The 16,282-nt window shown below is 40.5% G+C and carries 14 protein-coding genes; 10 read left to right on the top strand and 4 right to left on the bottom strand.

Annotated features, from left to right (window positions below):
• The first annotated feature begins 156 nt into the window (after window positions 1-156).
• From hpsB to V7K60_RS25040, 8 genes are all read left to right on the top strand, one after another.
• Window positions 157-804 (top strand): hormogonium polysaccharide secretion pseudopilin HpsB, encoded by a 648-nt coding sequence (gene hpsB / locus V7K60_RS25005; protein WP_334929328.1) that lies wholly within the window; start codon window positions 157-159, stop codon window positions 802-804.
• 65 nt (window positions 805-869) lie between these two features.
• The gene (hpsC, locus tag V7K60_RS25010; protein ID WP_334929423.1) at window positions 870-1,877 is read left to right on the top strand and encodes a hormogonium polysaccharide secretion pseudopilin HpsC; all 1,008 of its coding nucleotides are present in this window, start codon (window positions 870-872) and stop codon (window positions 1,875-1,877) included.
• Between the two features lie 38 nt (window positions 1,878-1,915).
• On the top strand, window positions 1,916-2,617 hold the full coding sequence (locus V7K60_RS25015) for a prepilin-type N-terminal cleavage/methylation domain-containing protein (protein WP_334929330.1): 702 nt from the start codon (window positions 1,916-1,918) through the stop codon (window positions 2,615-2,617).
• 188 nt (window positions 2,618-2,805) lie between these two features.
• A complete protein-coding gene (gene hpsE, locus V7K60_RS25020) occupies window positions 2,806-3,765 on the top strand; it encodes a hormogonium polysaccharide biosynthesis glycosyltransferase HpsE (protein ID WP_334929332.1) in 960 nt (319 codons plus the stop codon).
• Between the two features lie 21 nt (window positions 3,766-3,786).
• Window positions 3,787-4,779 carry a hormogonium polysaccharide biosynthesis glycosyltransferase HpsE gene (gene hpsE / locus V7K60_RS25025; RefSeq protein WP_334929334.1) on the top strand — a complete coding sequence of 331 codons (993 nt, stop codon included), beginning with the start codon at window positions 3,787-3,789 and terminating at the stop codon, window positions 4,777-4,779.
• Window positions 4,780-4,783: 4 nt separating this feature from the next.
• Window positions 4,784-5,746: a glycosyltransferase gene (locus tag V7K60_RS25030; RefSeq protein ID WP_334929336.1), complete on the top strand. Its 963-nt coding sequence runs from the start codon at window positions 4,784-4,786 to the stop codon at window positions 5,744-5,746.
• 54 nt (window positions 5,747-5,800) lie between these two features.
• Window positions 5,801-6,451, top strand: coding sequence for a pilus assembly FimT family protein (locus V7K60_RS25035; RefSeq protein WP_334929338.1), 651 nt, complete (start codon window positions 5,801-5,803; stop codon window positions 6,449-6,451).
• 32 nt (window positions 6,452-6,483) lie between these two features.
• Window positions 6,484-7,137: a TIGR04282 family arsenosugar biosynthesis glycosyltransferase gene (locus tag V7K60_RS25040; protein ID WP_334929340.1), complete on the top strand. Its 654-nt coding sequence runs from the start codon at window positions 6,484-6,486 to the stop codon at window positions 7,135-7,137.
• Between the two features lie 141 nt (window positions 7,138-7,278).
• Here the strand turns inward: V7K60_RS25040 and V7K60_RS25045 are convergent, their stop codons facing one another.
• Entirely contained in the window at window positions 7,279-7,935 is a 657-nt protein-coding gene (locus V7K60_RS25045; RefSeq protein WP_334929342.1) for an NAD(P)H-binding protein, read from the bottom strand.
• Window positions 7,936-8,113: 178 nt separating this feature from the next.
• Between V7K60_RS25045 and V7K60_RS25050 the strand changes: the two genes are divergently transcribed.
• Window positions 8,114-8,785, top strand: a complete 672-nt coding sequence (locus V7K60_RS25050; RefSeq protein WP_334929343.1) for a DUF1997 domain-containing protein — start codon at window positions 8,114-8,116, stop codon at window positions 8,783-8,785.
• Between the two features lie 105 nt (window positions 8,786-8,890).
• On the opposite strand, the gene V7K60_RS25055 is transcribed toward V7K60_RS25050, so the two are convergent.
• A complete protein-coding gene (locus V7K60_RS25055; protein WP_334929345.1) occupies window positions 8,891-9,361 on the bottom strand; it encodes a DUF4079 domain-containing protein in 471 nt (156 codons plus the stop codon).
• Between the two features lie 196 nt (window positions 9,362-9,557).
• On the opposite strand from V7K60_RS25055, the gene V7K60_RS25060 reads away from it, so the two are divergent.
• Complete coding sequence (locus tag V7K60_RS25060) at window positions 9,558-10,841, top strand: ankyrin repeat domain-containing protein (protein WP_334929347.1); 1,284 nt, start codon at window positions 9,558-9,560, stop codon at window positions 10,839-10,841.
• A gap of 573 nt (window positions 10,842-11,414) precedes the next feature.
• Here the strand turns inward: V7K60_RS25060 and V7K60_RS25065 are convergent.
• Complete coding sequence (locus tag V7K60_RS25065) at window positions 11,415-12,806, bottom strand: PP2C family protein-serine/threonine phosphatase (RefSeq protein ID WP_334929349.1); 1,392 nt, start codon at window positions 12,804-12,806, stop codon at window positions 11,415-11,417.
• Between the two features lie 1,666 nt (window positions 12,807-14,472).
• A complete protein-coding gene (gene ftsY, locus V7K60_RS25070; protein WP_334929351.1) occupies window positions 14,473-16,113 on the bottom strand; it encodes a signal recognition particle-docking protein FtsY in 1,641 nt (546 codons plus the stop codon).
• Window positions 16,114-16,282 lie beyond the last annotated feature (169 nt).

A 16,282-nucleotide genomic window follows, 5' to 3' on the forward strand; every position in this document is an offset into this window, starting at 1 on the left:
AGACCACGTTAACAGACCTAGCCCCCTTCCCTAATGGGGAAGAGGGGAAAATTCAAAGCCTCTCCTCTTGTAGAGGAGAGGTTTGGAGAGAGATTACAAGTGTATTACACATGAGCGCAAATTACTTTAAAACATAGCCTTATTAAGAAATTGAGTATGAACCCACGCCAACTACAAGAATTATCTGCCCAGTCTAACGAATCTGGTTTTACGATCATTGAGTCGCTTGTGGCGATCCTCGTAGTTGCCATTTTGCTGGTAGCGATCGCACCTGTCCTAGTAATGTCAACAGCAACTCGTGTGCAAGCTAAACGGGTGGAATTGGCAACAGGAGCGGCTAAAGCCTTCATTGATGCTATTAGGTCAAAAACAATCTCAGATCCGACAATCACCGTTACACTGGCTGCTAGCACAAGTAGAAATGTATCTAGTTCAAGCAGTGACTATCTATTGAGTAGTACGTTAGCTCCTACTGCTAGCACTGGTTTATATTGCTTTAACAAAAATGGCAGCCTTGCTAGTCCCGACTGTACTAGCGATTTGTTTTATATTCAGGCTATTCGCGTTGCTGTCACAGGTAGCGACGCTGATAAAGGTCAAGGCTATCGTTTGGGAGTTCGGGTATATCGTTCAGATGCTGAATTTGGTTCTTTAACTGCGGGTAGTAGTGGAAAAAAAGCAGCAACATTCACAGGGGGACTAGGCGATCGCAAAGCGCCTCTAGTAGAAATGACAACTGAAATTGTCAGGGGTCAAAGCTCCTATAGCGCTTTGTGCGATCGCCTTGGTGGTTGTCAACCATAGTTAACCCGCTAAACATAAATAATTTCATAACTCAGTATCAGTCACTAAGGAGAACCTGTAGCAAAATGAATATATTGAGGTGGCTGTTAATTACTCAGCTAAAACCCTCTCACAAGCAAAACAAAAATAGTGGCTTCACGCTGATTGAATTACTGGTGGCTATGCTTATTGCATTTTTAGTAATTACGCCGTTACTAAGTTTTATGATCAGTGTTTTAAACACTGATGGTCAGGAACAAGCCAAAGCAACCTCTGAGCAAGAAATTAAAACTGCACTAGATTATATTACTCGCGATCTCCAACAAGCGATATATATTTATGATGCTACTGGAATTGCTTGTCTAAGCGGTACTGTTGATACTAGTACCGATAAGACTTGCCCAAATGCAAGTACAACTGGGAATCAACTACCTAGTGGAACAGATAAAGTTCCTGTACTTGTCTTTTGGAAACGAGAATTAGTTAACCAAGCAATTACAATTACAGGCACTCAAAAAGATGATACTTTTGTTTACTCATTAGTTGCCTACTATTTAATTAAAGACACTAGTACTACTTGGTCTAACACTGCCCGCATCGCTAGATGGCAAATTAAAGATGGCGTTCCAAATACTGCTGCTACAGTGGCTTGTTCTGGATTTGCTGCAACCGAAAAATATCTCCCATGTCCAGATAAAGGTTTTAAACCATTTGACTTATCACAAAAAGGCATAACATTACAAGCAAAAATGAATAGTTGGGCAGGAGGGGGGACTTACGATCAAGTTCCCATGGTGTTGGTTGATTTTATAGATCAAACAACAATAGCACAGGGAGCCCCAGCAGTGACATGCTCTACTGGCTTTAATCAAGTTCCAACAGCAGCAACCATTGTTAGAACAGGCTTCTATGCTTGTGTAAATTCGGTTGGTACAGATAATAGAAGTGCTGTGGAAGTTTATTTAAGGGGTAATGCACAAGCTCGTTTAATACAAAATGATGAAACTAAAGTACGTTACGCGCAGAGCAAATCTAGTTATTTTCTGAGTGCAAACATTAAGGTTCAAGGAAGCAGTTTCATCTTTACAAAATAGCTTCTATCTTTGATAAATATTAATAAAAGCAGGATAGTATGCCGAATATTCTTAGTTTAAAACTATTAGATTATTTCCAGTTGCACAGCCGAAAAACAAAGCTAAAGCAGCAATATTTAGCAAAAAGACCCTCTACTAATGGCTATAATCAACAAGATGGTGGATTTAGTCTTATAGAGTTAATAGTAGTACTGCTGTTAGTAGGAATTTTAGCAGCGATCGCAGCTCCTGGTTGGGCTGCTTTTGTAAATCGGCAACGTATAAATAAGTTTAACGACGCCGTTTTTGCTGCACTGCAACAAGCACAGCGCGAAGCTAAAAACAAAAAACTTAGCTACAGTGTCAGTTTTCGGAAAAATAGCACAACCCAAGAGGTTGCTATTTTTCGTACCGATACTGGAATCAGCACATGGAAACCTTTAGGAACGGATATAGGCGTTAGCTCTGATAAATTTTTGCTAGGTACAAATCTAAATAGCACTACTGAAAACACTGCCGATTCTACTTTATCCTATTCTTTAAATGCATCAGCAAAAATTACTTTTGACTATATGGGAACTTTACCCAATGCAAGCTTTGGAACACCTATAGCCCCCTCGACAGAGCCACCTGGATTAAAAATAGTGGTAGCTGTACCAAGCTCTACAAATCCTGCATTGGCTAGTAACGTAAAGCGATGTGTTATTGTGAAAACTCTCTTAGGCTCAATGCTGACAGCAAAAGATGATAAATGCAGTTAAGTAATTTAAATACCAGTATTTGGTTAAAAATACGTAATATTGCTGAACATAAAACTGCACATTGATAGCAAAATTGAAACATCATGTGCAGTTTTAATATTTGATAGAGTTATTTAAGAGCCATTGATAAATTAGCCATTGCCTGAACATAATAAAAAGCGTCATCATCAAAATATACTTTTCGGAAAATGACTGAGAACCTTGACTTTACTATAGCTATCCCAACTTATAACGGTGAAAGTCGTTTGCCTGAACTACTAGAACGACTACAAAACCAAGTTCACACCGAAAGTTTATCTTGGGAAATTATAGTTGTAGACAATAACAGCACTGATAATACAGCTAAAGTTGTTCAAACCTATCAAAAAGATTGGCGATGTCCTTACCCTTTAAAGTATTGCTTTGAAGCAAAACAAGGTGCAGCTTATGCTCGAAAAAAGGCAGTTTTAGAAGCTAAAGGTAAATTCATAGGTTTTCTAGATGATGACAACTACCCAGTATCAAATTGGGTAGTTGCAGCTTATACTTTTGGTAAAAAATATCCCAAAGCGGGAGCTTACGGCAGCCAAATTCACCCAGACTGGGAAGTAGAACCACCGGAAAACTTTAAGCGAATTGCTCCATTCTTAGCAATTACAGAGCGAGGTAATCTACCGCTATTATATGAAGCATCTAAAAAATTACTACCCCCTTCTGCCGGACTTGTTGTCCGTAAACAAGCATGGTTAGAAAGTGTACCAGATAAGTCTATTTTAACTGGTAGAGTTAAAGGCAATATGCTTACCAGTGAAGATTTAGAAATGTTGTCTTATATCCAAAAATTAGGATGGGAAATCTGGTATAACCCAGAAATGGAAATATCACACAAAATCCCAAAATTGCGTTTGCAAAAAGATTATCTTATTCCATTCTTCCGAGGTATTGGACTTAGCCGTTGTGTAACTAGAATGGTAAATACAAAACAAATATATAGACCATTTGCTCTTTTGTCTTATATGATAAATGACTTGCGTAAAATCACGTTCCATTTACTCAAATATCGAACTAATCTGAAAGATGATTTGGTAGCTGCTTGCGAAATGGAACTTTTTTTAAGTAGTTTCATTAGTCCTTTTTATCTTTGGAAAAATGGATATTTCAAAAAATAAGTTATTAAAATATTAGGTATTATGACTGAATTAACAGCCGAAAATTTAGATATTAGCGTAGCCATTCCTGCATACAATGGAGCAACCCGTTTACCTAAAATTTTGGATAAGCTATTAGCCCAGACAGGAGTAGAACAATTTAGCTGGGAAATTATTATTGTGGATAATAATAGTTCTGATAATACGTATGAAATAATTCAGAATTACCAAAAAATATATAATGGAAACTGTCATTTAAGATATTTTTTAGAACCCGAACAGGGAGCAGCTTTTGCCAGATTGCGAGCAGTACGTGAAGCCAAAGGGCAGCTAATCGCATTTTTAGATGATGATAACTTACCTGCTCCTGATTGGTTATCAGAAGCATATACCTTTGGGTTAGAGCATCCTCAAGCAGGTGCTTGGAGTGGACAGATTCATGGTAGTTTTGAAGTAAAGCCGCCAGAAAATTTTGAAAGAATTCAAGCTTTTTTAGCTATCAGAGAACATGGTTCAAATCCATATTTGTTTGATGCAGGCAATTTAAGACTTCCTCCTGGTGCGGCGCTTGTTGTCCGTAAACAAGCATGGTATGAAAGTGTTCCTAAAGTACTAATTCTTAAGGGCAGACTGGGGAAGTCGATGATAGGTGGTGAAGATTTAGAACCACTGTTATATTTACACAAAGCAGGCTGGCAAATTTGGTATAATCCCACTATGCATACTTATCATCAGATACCACATTGGCGGCTTGAGAGAGATTATCTACTAACTGTGGCACGCGGCTGTGGCTTCTGTATTTTCCAGTTACGCTTGATAAATGCTAAAAATTGGCAAAAACCAATAGTTTTTGTGAAAACTATTTTAGGGAATTTACGCCGAGTATTACAGCACCTAATTCAGCATAGAGGGCAATTAAAAAATAATCTAATTGCTCTTTTTGAGATAGAGTTTTACTTGGCTAGTATGATGAGTCCTCTTTACTACTTAAAATGTCATCTAGGTAGAGTATTAAAAAATAAGCTAGCGCGATAACGTGATGAAAGCCAGCAAAACAATACCAAAAATTTCTGTAATTATCCCTGCTTATAATAGTGAAAAGACTATTACTCACACAATTAAGTCTGTTCTAAATCAAACTTTGAGTGACCTAGAATTAATTGTAATTAATGATGGTTCAGAAGACTCAACTTTAGATATTGTTACGCAAATTAAAGATCCCCGAATAAAAATATTGTCCTATGCCAATGCTGGCGGAAACGTTAGTCGTAACCGAGGTCTACAGCTTGCAGTTGGAGAATTTGTTAGTTTCTTAGATGCGGATGATCTTTGGACACCTGATAAGCTTCAGTCTCAGTTAAAAGCTCTGCAAGAAAACGCTACTGCGACAGTTGCTTACAGTTGGACTGATTACATCGATGAAAATGGTGAAATAGTACTCTCTGGTACACACAGTACAGCCAATGGAGACGTTTATGAAAAGTTATTGGTGACAAACTTTTTAGAAAATGGCTCCAATCCTTTGATTCGTAGAGAAGCTTTAATTAAATTAGGTGGATTTGATGAATCTCTAAGTGCTGCTCAAGATTGGGATATGTGGTTGCGATTAGCTTGCCAGTTTGATTTTGTATGCGTACCATCTGTAAAAATATTGTACAGAATAAGTGCTAATTCAGTTTCTTCTAATCTTGTAAGGCAAGAAAAAGCTTGCTTGCAGGTGCTTGAGAGAGCATATAAGGAAAGACCTTTAGTACTTAAGCATACTTGGAATCTAAGCCTGACAAATTTATACAAATACCTGACATGCAAAGCCCTACAAAAGCCGTTTAATCGGCAAAAAGCTTTAACTGCGGCTAAATTTTTATGGAACTATGTTCTGAATAATTCTTTAAGACTTCAGCGTATAAATTTTACTTTAAAATTATTATTAAAAATTTTCATAATCCTTATAATGCCTACGTTGCTCGACAATATTACTAACCAGCGCGAAGTAAAAAGCTAAAAAAACTGAAACGTTGTTTAACAGCTAGGTAGCTGAAAAACTATCAGAATAAAAATGGATAGCCTGGTGCATTTACCACCTTTAGTTTCTGCAAAAAATCTCTTGAAGAATAATCATTCTAACAGTGGTTTTACCTTACCAGAGATGTTAGTAGTTATTGTATTAATTGGTATATTAGCTACGATTGGAATATCCAATTGGCTGGCTTTTGTGGAGACTCGCCGTCTCAACGTTACCCAAAATGAGGTTTATTATGCTATGCGCCAAGCGCAAAGCCAAGCCACTAAAGATAAATTGACCAGGCAAACTAGTTTTCGCATACAAAATGGTGTCGTGCAATGGGCAGTTCATCAAGCAGAAGCAGGACAATTCATTCCTGATACTGTTAAAAACAATGGCAACCTATGGCATAACCTTGAGCCAAACATTAGCATTGATGAAGAGGAAAACAATAAAGGAAAAAAAGAGACAACTTTACTAAAACACCCTTCACAGCAAATGTGGCGAGTTTTATTTAACTATCACGGTTGTCCTATCTCTGAAATTGGAAATCAATGTACAGTAGGCGGATTAGGACAAATAACATTCTACAGCTTGAATGGTGGGAAAGCTAGACGTTGTGTCTATGTTTCTACAATTTTGGGGGCTATGCGAACGGGAAAAGATCATCCTAGAGCCAACGAAAACGACAAGTATTGCTATTAAGATATTTTTAGTTGATTTAAATAAGGTATTTTGTGCTGAACTTACCAGCAAGCTCAAAACAGCACCTGATTATTTTCACTCGCTATCCAGAACCAGGTAGGACAAAAACTCGATTGATACCTGTTTTGGGAAATGTTGGTGCTGCCAATCTTCAACGGGAAATGACTGAGCATACAATATTTCAGGTTAAAGAATTGCAAAAAGCCATTGACATATCTGTAGAAGTGCGGTTTGCAGGTGGTGATTCACAACTTATGCAAGACTGGCTGGGGTTGGATTTGGTTTACCAGTCTCAAGGTGAAGGGGATCTAGGTTTGCGGATGGTGCGATCGCTTTTTGATGCTTTTCAATCTGGTGCAGAAAAAGTAATTATCATTGGTACAGATTGTCCTGGAGTGAATGCCCAGATTTTAGCAACAGCCTTTGAGAAGTTACACGCCTTTGACCTCGTACTTGGGCCTGCGCTCGATGGTGGATATTACTTAATTGGTTTGCGCCAACCCATCCCGCAGCTATTCGTTAACATCGAGTGGGGAACTGCTCAAGTATTCCAGAAAACCGTGGATATTGCCCAGAAACTTAATTTATCATACGTGGACTTGTTGCCCTTAGCTGATATTGACCGACCCGAGGATCTGTCAATTTGGGAACAAGCCCTTGCAGGAAAGATGGAGCGATCGCTTTAGGAAGTGGAATCAAAGGGGGGTCAATTTAGATAATGCAAGCTAATTAAAAAAGTGCGTAGGCATTATTTTTCCATAAAGATGTGAGCCGATGATCTTGGGGATGAGAATTAACAGACAGAAGCAATAAAATCCTGTGGAATATCAGCACTGCTGAAATAGCTCCTTAAAGCTTTTTGAGACTGCTTCAGGTTTAGCAACAATTTCGACAATTTTATTGCGTGCATCTGCTTCAAACAGCGCCTCAACAGCAACTTGGGCGACTTTCTGCCTGGGAATGCTACCATCAAACAGTGTATCTGCACTTTGCATCACGATGTGGTCGGAGTTGTCTTCATTCTTCAACCCCCCAGGCCGGACAATCGTATAAGTAAGACCACTTTTCTGAATATACTCTTCAGCTTGTTTTTTCCACAACAAAATTAGCCAAAACAAGTTCAGCGGATGGAAAAGCCGGGAAGTACACAAAGAAGAAACTAAGATGAGATGCTCAATTCCCTTTGCCCTAGCAGCATCTACTAAATTTTTAGTCCCTTCAAAATCCACTTTATAGGGGCCAGTGGGGTCAAAGCTAGGTCTTGCGCCAGTCGCAACCAACACAACTGTACTATCTCCCAACGCAGCAGTTAAACTTTCTGGTTGTAATACGTCGCCTACCACTAATTCGGCTTCAGGAGACAGAATACCCCTAGCTTTCTCTATATCCCGCACCAAGGCTCGGACGGGAATATTCCGCGCTATCAACTCTTGCACAATCCGGCGACCTGTTTCACCTGTTGCCCCTGCTACAAATGCTTTCATAATAAATGCTATCCTGGGAAACTATTGTGTGCTTGTTCAGTTCTTTATTTTAGTAATTCTATGGAGTCGATCGCAGATTAATGAGGTTTCGGTCAAAATGGGATCTGAATGCGAAATGACCCAGGTGTATGGGGAATCATTAATATAGACCAACGCCAAAATATACAGTAATGCATTTATGCTTTCAAGAAAAGGCGAATATAAATCCTGGGAAATAACAGAAGCAGTTTTACCTGTAGTGTCTAGCCAAGAAGCCGAGGACACATTAACAGAACCAAATGTAGCGACGCTCACAAAATTTTACGGTCGTTATCAAGATTTTATGGAAATGGCTGCCCCAGTAGAGAAAGTTGCTGAGTATCTCAATGCTCACGCTTCATGGTTTTCGCGCTGTGCTGAACCCATGAAGGTACAATCACTTGGGGAAAATGGCTATGCTTTAGTAATTGGTCGTTTTGGTTCTTTTGGTTATGAAGTAGAACCGAAAATAGGTTTGGAATTGTTGCCCCCAGAGGAGGGTATTTACCGCATCCGTACAATCCCCATTCCTGACTACCAACCGCCTGGTTATGACGTAGACTATCGTGCATCTCTACAGTTAAAAGAAACTGATGTTTCCACTAGCATTGGCAAGGTTACAAGAGTTGAATGGGAATTGGATTTGATAGTTTATCTTCACTTTCCCAGGTTTATTCAGCGATTACCCCAATCTATAATTCAATCTACAGGCGATCGCTTACTTAACCAAATTGTCCGCCAAGTCTCCCGCCGCTTAACTCGCAAAGTTCAGGAAGATTTTCATAAATCTTTGGAAATACCCTTTCCTGCTAATTCTAAACAAAAGCGGTAATTTAAGAACAAAGCCAAAGACACTCCGCCTCCGGTCAAAAGCGGAGCCAAAGACGCTCCGCCTCCAATCAAGAGTCAAAAAAAACTCTGGACTCCTAACTCCTAACTATGCTTGAGTCAGAATTTTTTGGACAATTTGCACGCCAGTAACAGCCTGCCAAGCAAAAAGTCCCAAAAGGATAAAATTCAACAAAATGTGAGTTGCACGCGCCCAATTTGCCCCTTTCTGCATATAAGGAGACAAAGCAGCAGAAAATGCAATCAAACTCGTCATACCCAGTCCTGCTAGTAAGTGAGAACCGAAAAATAATTTTTGGTTATTGATGTAAGTGACAGCCATAGCACCGATCGCACCTGCTACCATCAAAGCTAGGAGTATAGACCCCATTTGGTAGTGTCTGACGTTATATCTACCTTTAATCAGTTCTTTCTTTTCTTCCCCCTGAGCATTTCTGGTACGCTGTACTTGCAGCCCCAAGTAGGCAGCATAAATTGAAAGTGCTAATAGCGCCCACATCAGCACAGGATGAATGAAGTTCAGCCAATATTTAACCGACGTAGAAAGTTCCAGACTCATCGTGTTCTCGCCTAATCATTAAATCTTCATAAAAATTAGCATAACTCTATTTTCTGTACTTAAATTTGCACAAATTAAAAGAGACTCCCCCATCTCCCCCGACTATTTTTCTTTGCCCTCTTGCCAAAGTGGATAAACAATCTCAGACTAAATTTTGAGGGTAGACGAACAAAACCCCCTGTGTGGGATCTCATTCATGACTGAAAACAACAATACTTTGCTGCTAAAAGCTGCTAAAAGTGGCGATATCAAGGGTCTGTGTGCGCTATTGGCTGCTGGTGCGAGGGTGGACGCGTGCGATCGCCAAGGCACTACGGTGTTAATGTTTGCTGCTAATTTAGGCTATACCGAAATTGTGCGATCGCTGCTGGATGCTGGGGCAAATATCAACTTGCCCAGAAAACTTTATGGTTTGACGGCTTTGATGTTAGCGGTTAGTGCAAAACAGCTTGACATTGTGCAACTTTTACTATCTAGAGGTGCAGATGCTAATGCCACTAATGAAGATGGCAGTACAGCTTTAATGGCAGCAGTACTCAAAGGTCATCTTGATGTAGTGCGAGTTTTATTGGCTGCTGGTTCCCAAGTTAATATCGCTGATAAAGATGACGATACGGCGTTGAAACTCGCTGTTAAGCAGGGAAAAATAGAAATTATAGAAGCAATTCTCCAAACTGGTGTCGATGTCAATATCCACGATGAAGAGGGTGAGACACTCTTAATGCTAGCGGCAGACTTGGGACATCTGGAGATTGTAGAAGCACTGCTAGCAGCAGGGGCTGATGTGAATGTGAAAAACGCTGATGGTGGAACTGCCCTATCGGCAGCAGCAGCGGCTGGACACAGTGCGATCGCAGCAGCTTTACTAGATCGAGATGCCCAGATTAATCTTCAAGATCAAGATGGTGAAACTGCCTTACACCTTGCCGTTGTGGAAGGCTACATTGATGTCATGCAAATATTACTTAACAGGGGTGCAGATGTCCAAATTAGCAACCACCTGGGCGATACACCACTGCTTGTAGCAGCATTGCAGGGACATAGCCATATTGTCGAGGCACTGCTATGTTCTGGCGGAGATATAAATGGGAAAAATCTTGGTGAAGTACCTTTAACGTTGGCTGCATCACAAGGACACACGCAAACGGTGCAAGTGTTGTTAGACTATGGTGCTGATGTCAACATTCCAGGGGATGATGGCAAAACTGCTTTGATCAAGGCAACCGAACGCAAACACAAAGAGATCGTACATTTGCTGCTGGCAAAGGGGGCAGATGTGAATTTTCAAGACTCAGCGAGGGCCACATCATTGATGTGGGCTGCTTCAGCAGGTTATGGCGAAATTGTGCAGTTATTACTCCAAGCTGGGGCAGATGTGAATTTGAAAAACCGGGGTGGTTATACTGCTTTGATGATTGCAGAATTTAATGGTTATAAGAATGTGGTGTGGAGTCTGCAAAAAGCTGGGGCGCAAGAATAGCAATCTAATTTCTTCATCTAAAATATTTTCAGAAATATCTTGACAAATTATTAAATGAAGGTTAGCAGCTTAAATACCAAGGAAGTTTAAAAAAACTAAATCTAGACCGAAGAAACAAAGAAAGCAAAACTCCGTCGTAGCTGTTGTGAACTTACTACGGCGGAGAAAGAAAAAATTAAAACGCCAAAAGTGAGCAGACCAAATGCTTGCGTCACAAGGATAGAAAGAAAGCAAAAATGAAGAAGTAAATTTACCTTTTACTTTTTACCTTGTACATTTTACCTTTTACCTGCTCTCCCCCTTGGCGTTTCCTACTGTGCTAGATGTGCAAAATATATAGTTTTTAATTGAACAGAAAAGTATTCTAACGATCATTTTTTATATTTTTATCCTAAAGGCTAAATACAAACAGTCACCAAAAAAGGTTGATGTGCAAAGGTTTGAGAGATCGCTACGGAAACTCAAAGAAAAAGAAATAAAAAATTAAATTTAGTGGAATCACTGTGGTGAATCTTCTGTCACCATAAACTCAAGCATTGACTCATGACTTGAGCGAGTATAAATAGCCAATGATTATAAGATTTGCAGAACAACTAGTGTCATATCATCGGTGTTTTGCTTATCAGCACCGATGAATTGCTGAACTTGGTCAAATAGGTAATCCACAATCTCCTCTGGCCCATTGCAGTATTTACAAGCAGTATTGAAACCAGCAACAAAATTGTCTTCATCGAAGCGATCGCCACCAGCAGCAGCGGCATCAGTTAAGCCATCTGTATAGTAAATAATTGTATCTCCAGGCTCTAGCTGTGCCTGGGCATCTTCATATTGGCTGTTAGCATCCAAACCGATTAACATTCCCAAAGTATCTAAACGGGTGACAGTTTTTGTAGCTGCGTGCCACCACAAGGGAGGATTGTGTGCCGCATTGCTATAAGACAGAATTCGGCTATGGGGATTATATTCTGAGTAAAATAGCGTTACAAAGCGGTGGGAATTTTCCAAATCCGCATACATAACTCTATTTAAGTTTTGTAGAATTCTGGCGGGGGAATTACCATGTAGAACTTCTCCTCGTAGCATTCCCCGCATCATCGTCATAATCAGCCCAGCAGGGACACCTTTGCCCATCACATCTCCAATAACCAAACCCCAGCAACTAGTTTCGGTTCCACGTTTGATCTTGGGCTGAATCTTATTATGATTGGTAGCAATAAAGTCGTAGTAGTCTCCGCCGACCCGATTGGCAGGTTTACAGCGTGCTGCCAAAACTGCACCAGGAATTGTAGGGCATTGACGTGGTAGAAGTCGGCGTTGAATTTCTGCGCCAATTTCTAGTTCTTGGTCTAGGCGTTCTTTTTTTCTTAGTTCTACAGCTAGTTCATCGTTTTCGATCGCTACTGCTGTTTGGTCTGCCACTAACCTAACTAACTTTTGCCTGGTTTCTGTCCAACTATATTCTGGATCGCGGCTCAAGACATAGAGCCATCCCCGTTCTGTATGCTTTACCAGAATCGCCGTACCAAAGATTTGCACATCTGGCCCCAAATAGCGATGCATCTGGTCATCCAAAATCCCCGTGGCTTTCGTTAGGGGGGCAGTATTGGGCAAAAGCGTGATTTGACTACTGGCTATTTCTAGCGCTTTGCGGATATTCTTGCGCTGGCCACTATCTTGCCAATGTAACTGTTCTAACCTGACTTGACCATTAGGTTTGTAGAGAAACAGGGCGCTACCGTCTGCATCTGTGACTCTTGTTGCCATCAGCGGAATCAGTTCCAAAAACTGATTCAAATTATTGAAACTTCTCAGGGCAAATCCTAAAGAACTTAGCAAATCTTGAATTTTGTTCTGTTCCCGGTGCAACCTTGCCACGAGTTCTTTGAGTGCCACGACTGGTGTGACATCTGTGGTGGCACTACTATTATTATCAGTGGGTTGAGAGGGCAGTTGAGACACAGGCACAGGTATTATTGCACTTTATATTGGCAGATTTTAGATTACTTATAAATCTTTTGGCTTTGGCATTGCTAAACCATATTTAGACAAGACTTGCCATTTTAGCAAGAGTATAAAGACGTAACAGACAAATTTTATTTGCTTATTGTATTTCTGATGGAATATTAGTAATTTCAAATCATGTATTTTTAGTCCAAATTCTACCCGTAAAAATTACTAGCTTTGCTGATATATCAGAAAGCTTTTCATTTTTTCATAACTTAACTACCAAAGCATATCTCTAAAGTCATAAAAATACTTTATTCAAAGAATAATTTATAATATCATGTCCACTTGATTACTTATAAAACCCGAATCACCCCACCCCGCCAAAGCTACGCTTTGTCTCCCCTCCCGAAGAGCGGGGAGGGGATTAAGGGGTGGGGTGCAATGACTGTGGGAATTATAACTAATTATACGGACATGATATAACGCTTTCAGAGGGACTGTTTGGGCAGAAGCAACTAGGAGACTAGAAGTCTTTTGAGTGAAAACCTCTATAAGCACTCAAATCGAGCTTTATTTGCTAAAAAACAGACTTACACCCGTTCCCAAACCTGAGAATATGTAAATAAGTTTTCAAATACTTAATTTGTATACCATAATTGCTGGGATAATTGCCAAGATTGAGCTTTTCCATTTTTAATTTCTCGTTTTGTGAATTTTGAGTTGCTGAATACGCAAAATTTAAACCCATCCAAACGAGATAAAAGTGAAGCAATTCTATCTTCTTAGTCAGATGTAACAGAGTTAAACCATTAGCCTATAATTTATTCTAGAAGTGAGTCATTTGGTAAGTGTAAGATATGAATAGAAGAGATGACACTAAAAATAGAAGAAATATCTTCCAAAAACTTTAAGTCAAAAGCCAGAAAGAGTATTTTCATTTAACCATCACAATTCAAACCTATCGAGAGACGTTGCACGTAGCTTGCTTCCCCGGAGGGGTACAAGTCGCCATAGCCAATATCAGACATTGACATTTATGGAGGGAAAACCTCCCGCAGCACTGAAATGACCCGCGCTGCTTCCCCAACGCACTGCTCACCCCTGAGACTGCTGTCCATCCCACAATATAATAGTTGTATTTGTGAGGGTGAGCGTCTCTATTCCTTTTTTAATTGCTGCAAGATGAAAGTCTAAGGGCTTTTGTATGTCGCACTATAGCGGTTCTCGCTTAGGTGCAGTACAGTTTTGACCTCTCTCCTAAAAGGAGAGAGGCTTTGAATCTTACTCCCCTTCCCTTCAAGGGAAGGGGTTGGGGGTTAGGTCTGTATTCCATGCAATTGGGAACCGCTATAAATACCGTACTACTACATTTAAAAAGGCCCTTTAAGACTTAAAAAAGGGCATTAGCTAGAAATTTTAGCAAAAGTCACTCATTTATTGTGACAAATTCATAATTTTAGGACTTGAGCTATTTCTAGTTAGTTCAAGTGATAATAACAGATCAGTCATGCCTAAATTTATCAGCTTTAGGACTTACGAAAAAATAGCTAAAAAGCTTAATTTATCGAATCTCCTTCTCTGTCAGAGGCTTACGCCAACGCGCAGTGTCTCCCAGAGAAGAATCATACAGTATTGCGTAAGTCCTAAGTTTATTAAGAAAAATTTTTAACTCGAAATTTTTCAACTAACCACTCAAGAGAGCTTCGACAAACTCATAGCTCGAAAAGGGGCGTAGGTCTTCAATTCCTTCGCCAGCACCAATAAAGCGAATGGGTAAACCTAGCTGCTGCACAACGGCAAGAGCAACGCCGCCTTTGGCAGTGCCATCTAGCTTAGTTAAGACAACACCACTGAGTTGGGCAGCTTGGGAAAAAACTTCGGCTTGCCGCAGTCCATTTTGGCCTAAAGTGGCATCTAGAACCAATAGTGATTCTACCTTGGCATTTGGGGCTTTTTTATCGATAATTCGCCGGATTTTACCGAGTTCGTCCATTAAATTTTTTTTGTTTTGCAGTCGCCCAGCTGTATCTACCAGAAGCAATTCGGTTTGACGCGCTTGGGCGGCTGCGATCGCATCAAATACAACTGCTGCCGGATCTGTATTCTTTCCCGGATTGGCAATTACATCCACGCCACTTCTACTACCCCAAACCTTCACCTGTTCCACGGCGGCGGCGCGAAATGTGTCTGCTGCCCCAATCAAGCATTTATAGCCAGATTTTTGTCCCAGGTGGGCAATTTTGCCGATGGTGGTGGTTTTACCCGCACCATTCACCCCAGTAATTAACCAAATATTCAAGGTTTCTTTTTCTGGGGTAAAGGTAGTTTTTTGGGATGCTTTGCTCGGTGCATCCAGCATATCCCGGAGGATTTTTTTCAGGTAAGCGATCGCTTCTTCAGGTGCAGTAACTTCTTCTCGAAGTTTTGTCTGTAAGGCATTGATAATAAAGTCTGTCGCCTCTACACCTACATCCGCTTGCAAAAGCAATGCCTCAATTTCCGTCACAGCAGCTTGGTTTAGCGGCCCTTGACCAACGATCGCCTTCAGTTGATTGAGAATACTACGGCGAGTTTTGTCTAATCCTTGCCGGAGCTTTTTCAGCCAGGTAATTTCTTCAATAGAAACGTCTTCTGCACTTCTACCTTGAGCTGCTAGAACTTTTGCCGACCAGACAAACCCATCATCAAATACCAATCCGGGAATTTCCTCTCCTGTTTCTGAGGTTGTCGCTACTGGCTGTACTACCTCCGGTTCTGGAACTTCTATGGCGGTGGCTATTAGTTGTTCTAGCTTTGCTTGCCGTTCTGCCGCCGCACGTTCTAAGAAGGATAAGTTAGCTAGTGGTTCGGTGGGTGTTGGTTCAACTTCACTTGCCGTGAGTTCTGAACCGGAAACATCTGGCTGATCAGCAATTGCTGCCACTGAGGAATCTTCTGTAATTTCTTCCTCACTAACAGCTTGGATAACTTCTGCCTGTGTAGTTTCTACGTTTGTACTAGCAGGTTCCTCAGTTGCTTCTGCTTCAGTGATTTCCGCAGTTACCGTTTCTGCGGTTTCAGGTTGTATTGATGATGCTAAGGTATCTGCTGAATCAGGTGGGGTTTCTACTACCTCAACTTGCTGTTTTTGCTGAATATTTTTGTAGGCTGCTTTCGCAAATGCCAATAAGTCTGCCGTTGTGTCTGGTGCAGTTTCAGCAGTTGGTGTTGAGGTTTCGGCTGGCTCTGGTTGGGGTTTTTGTGCAGGAGGAGTTTCTTCCTGTTTCTTATCAGAGGGAGTGTTAGAGGAATCGTTAGGTTGACGACGGAACCAATTAAAAACCATTGCAGCAGTATTAGTTATATGAGTTATAAGTTATAAGTTATGAGTTTAATTTAACTTTGCACTTTTTCTTGGGGTGAAAACTTCCGGGTTATCCTCACCTTTCAGCGCCAGTTTGAGGAGAATTGTTATAACAGAGAGTTTTTTGCGATTGTGCAGCGTTTCCCCTTAC

The sequence above is a fragment of the Nostoc sp. genome (genome assembly GCF_036917555.1).
Lineage (GTDB): Bacteria > Cyanobacteriota > Cyanobacteriia > Cyanobacteriales > Nostocaceae > Nostoc.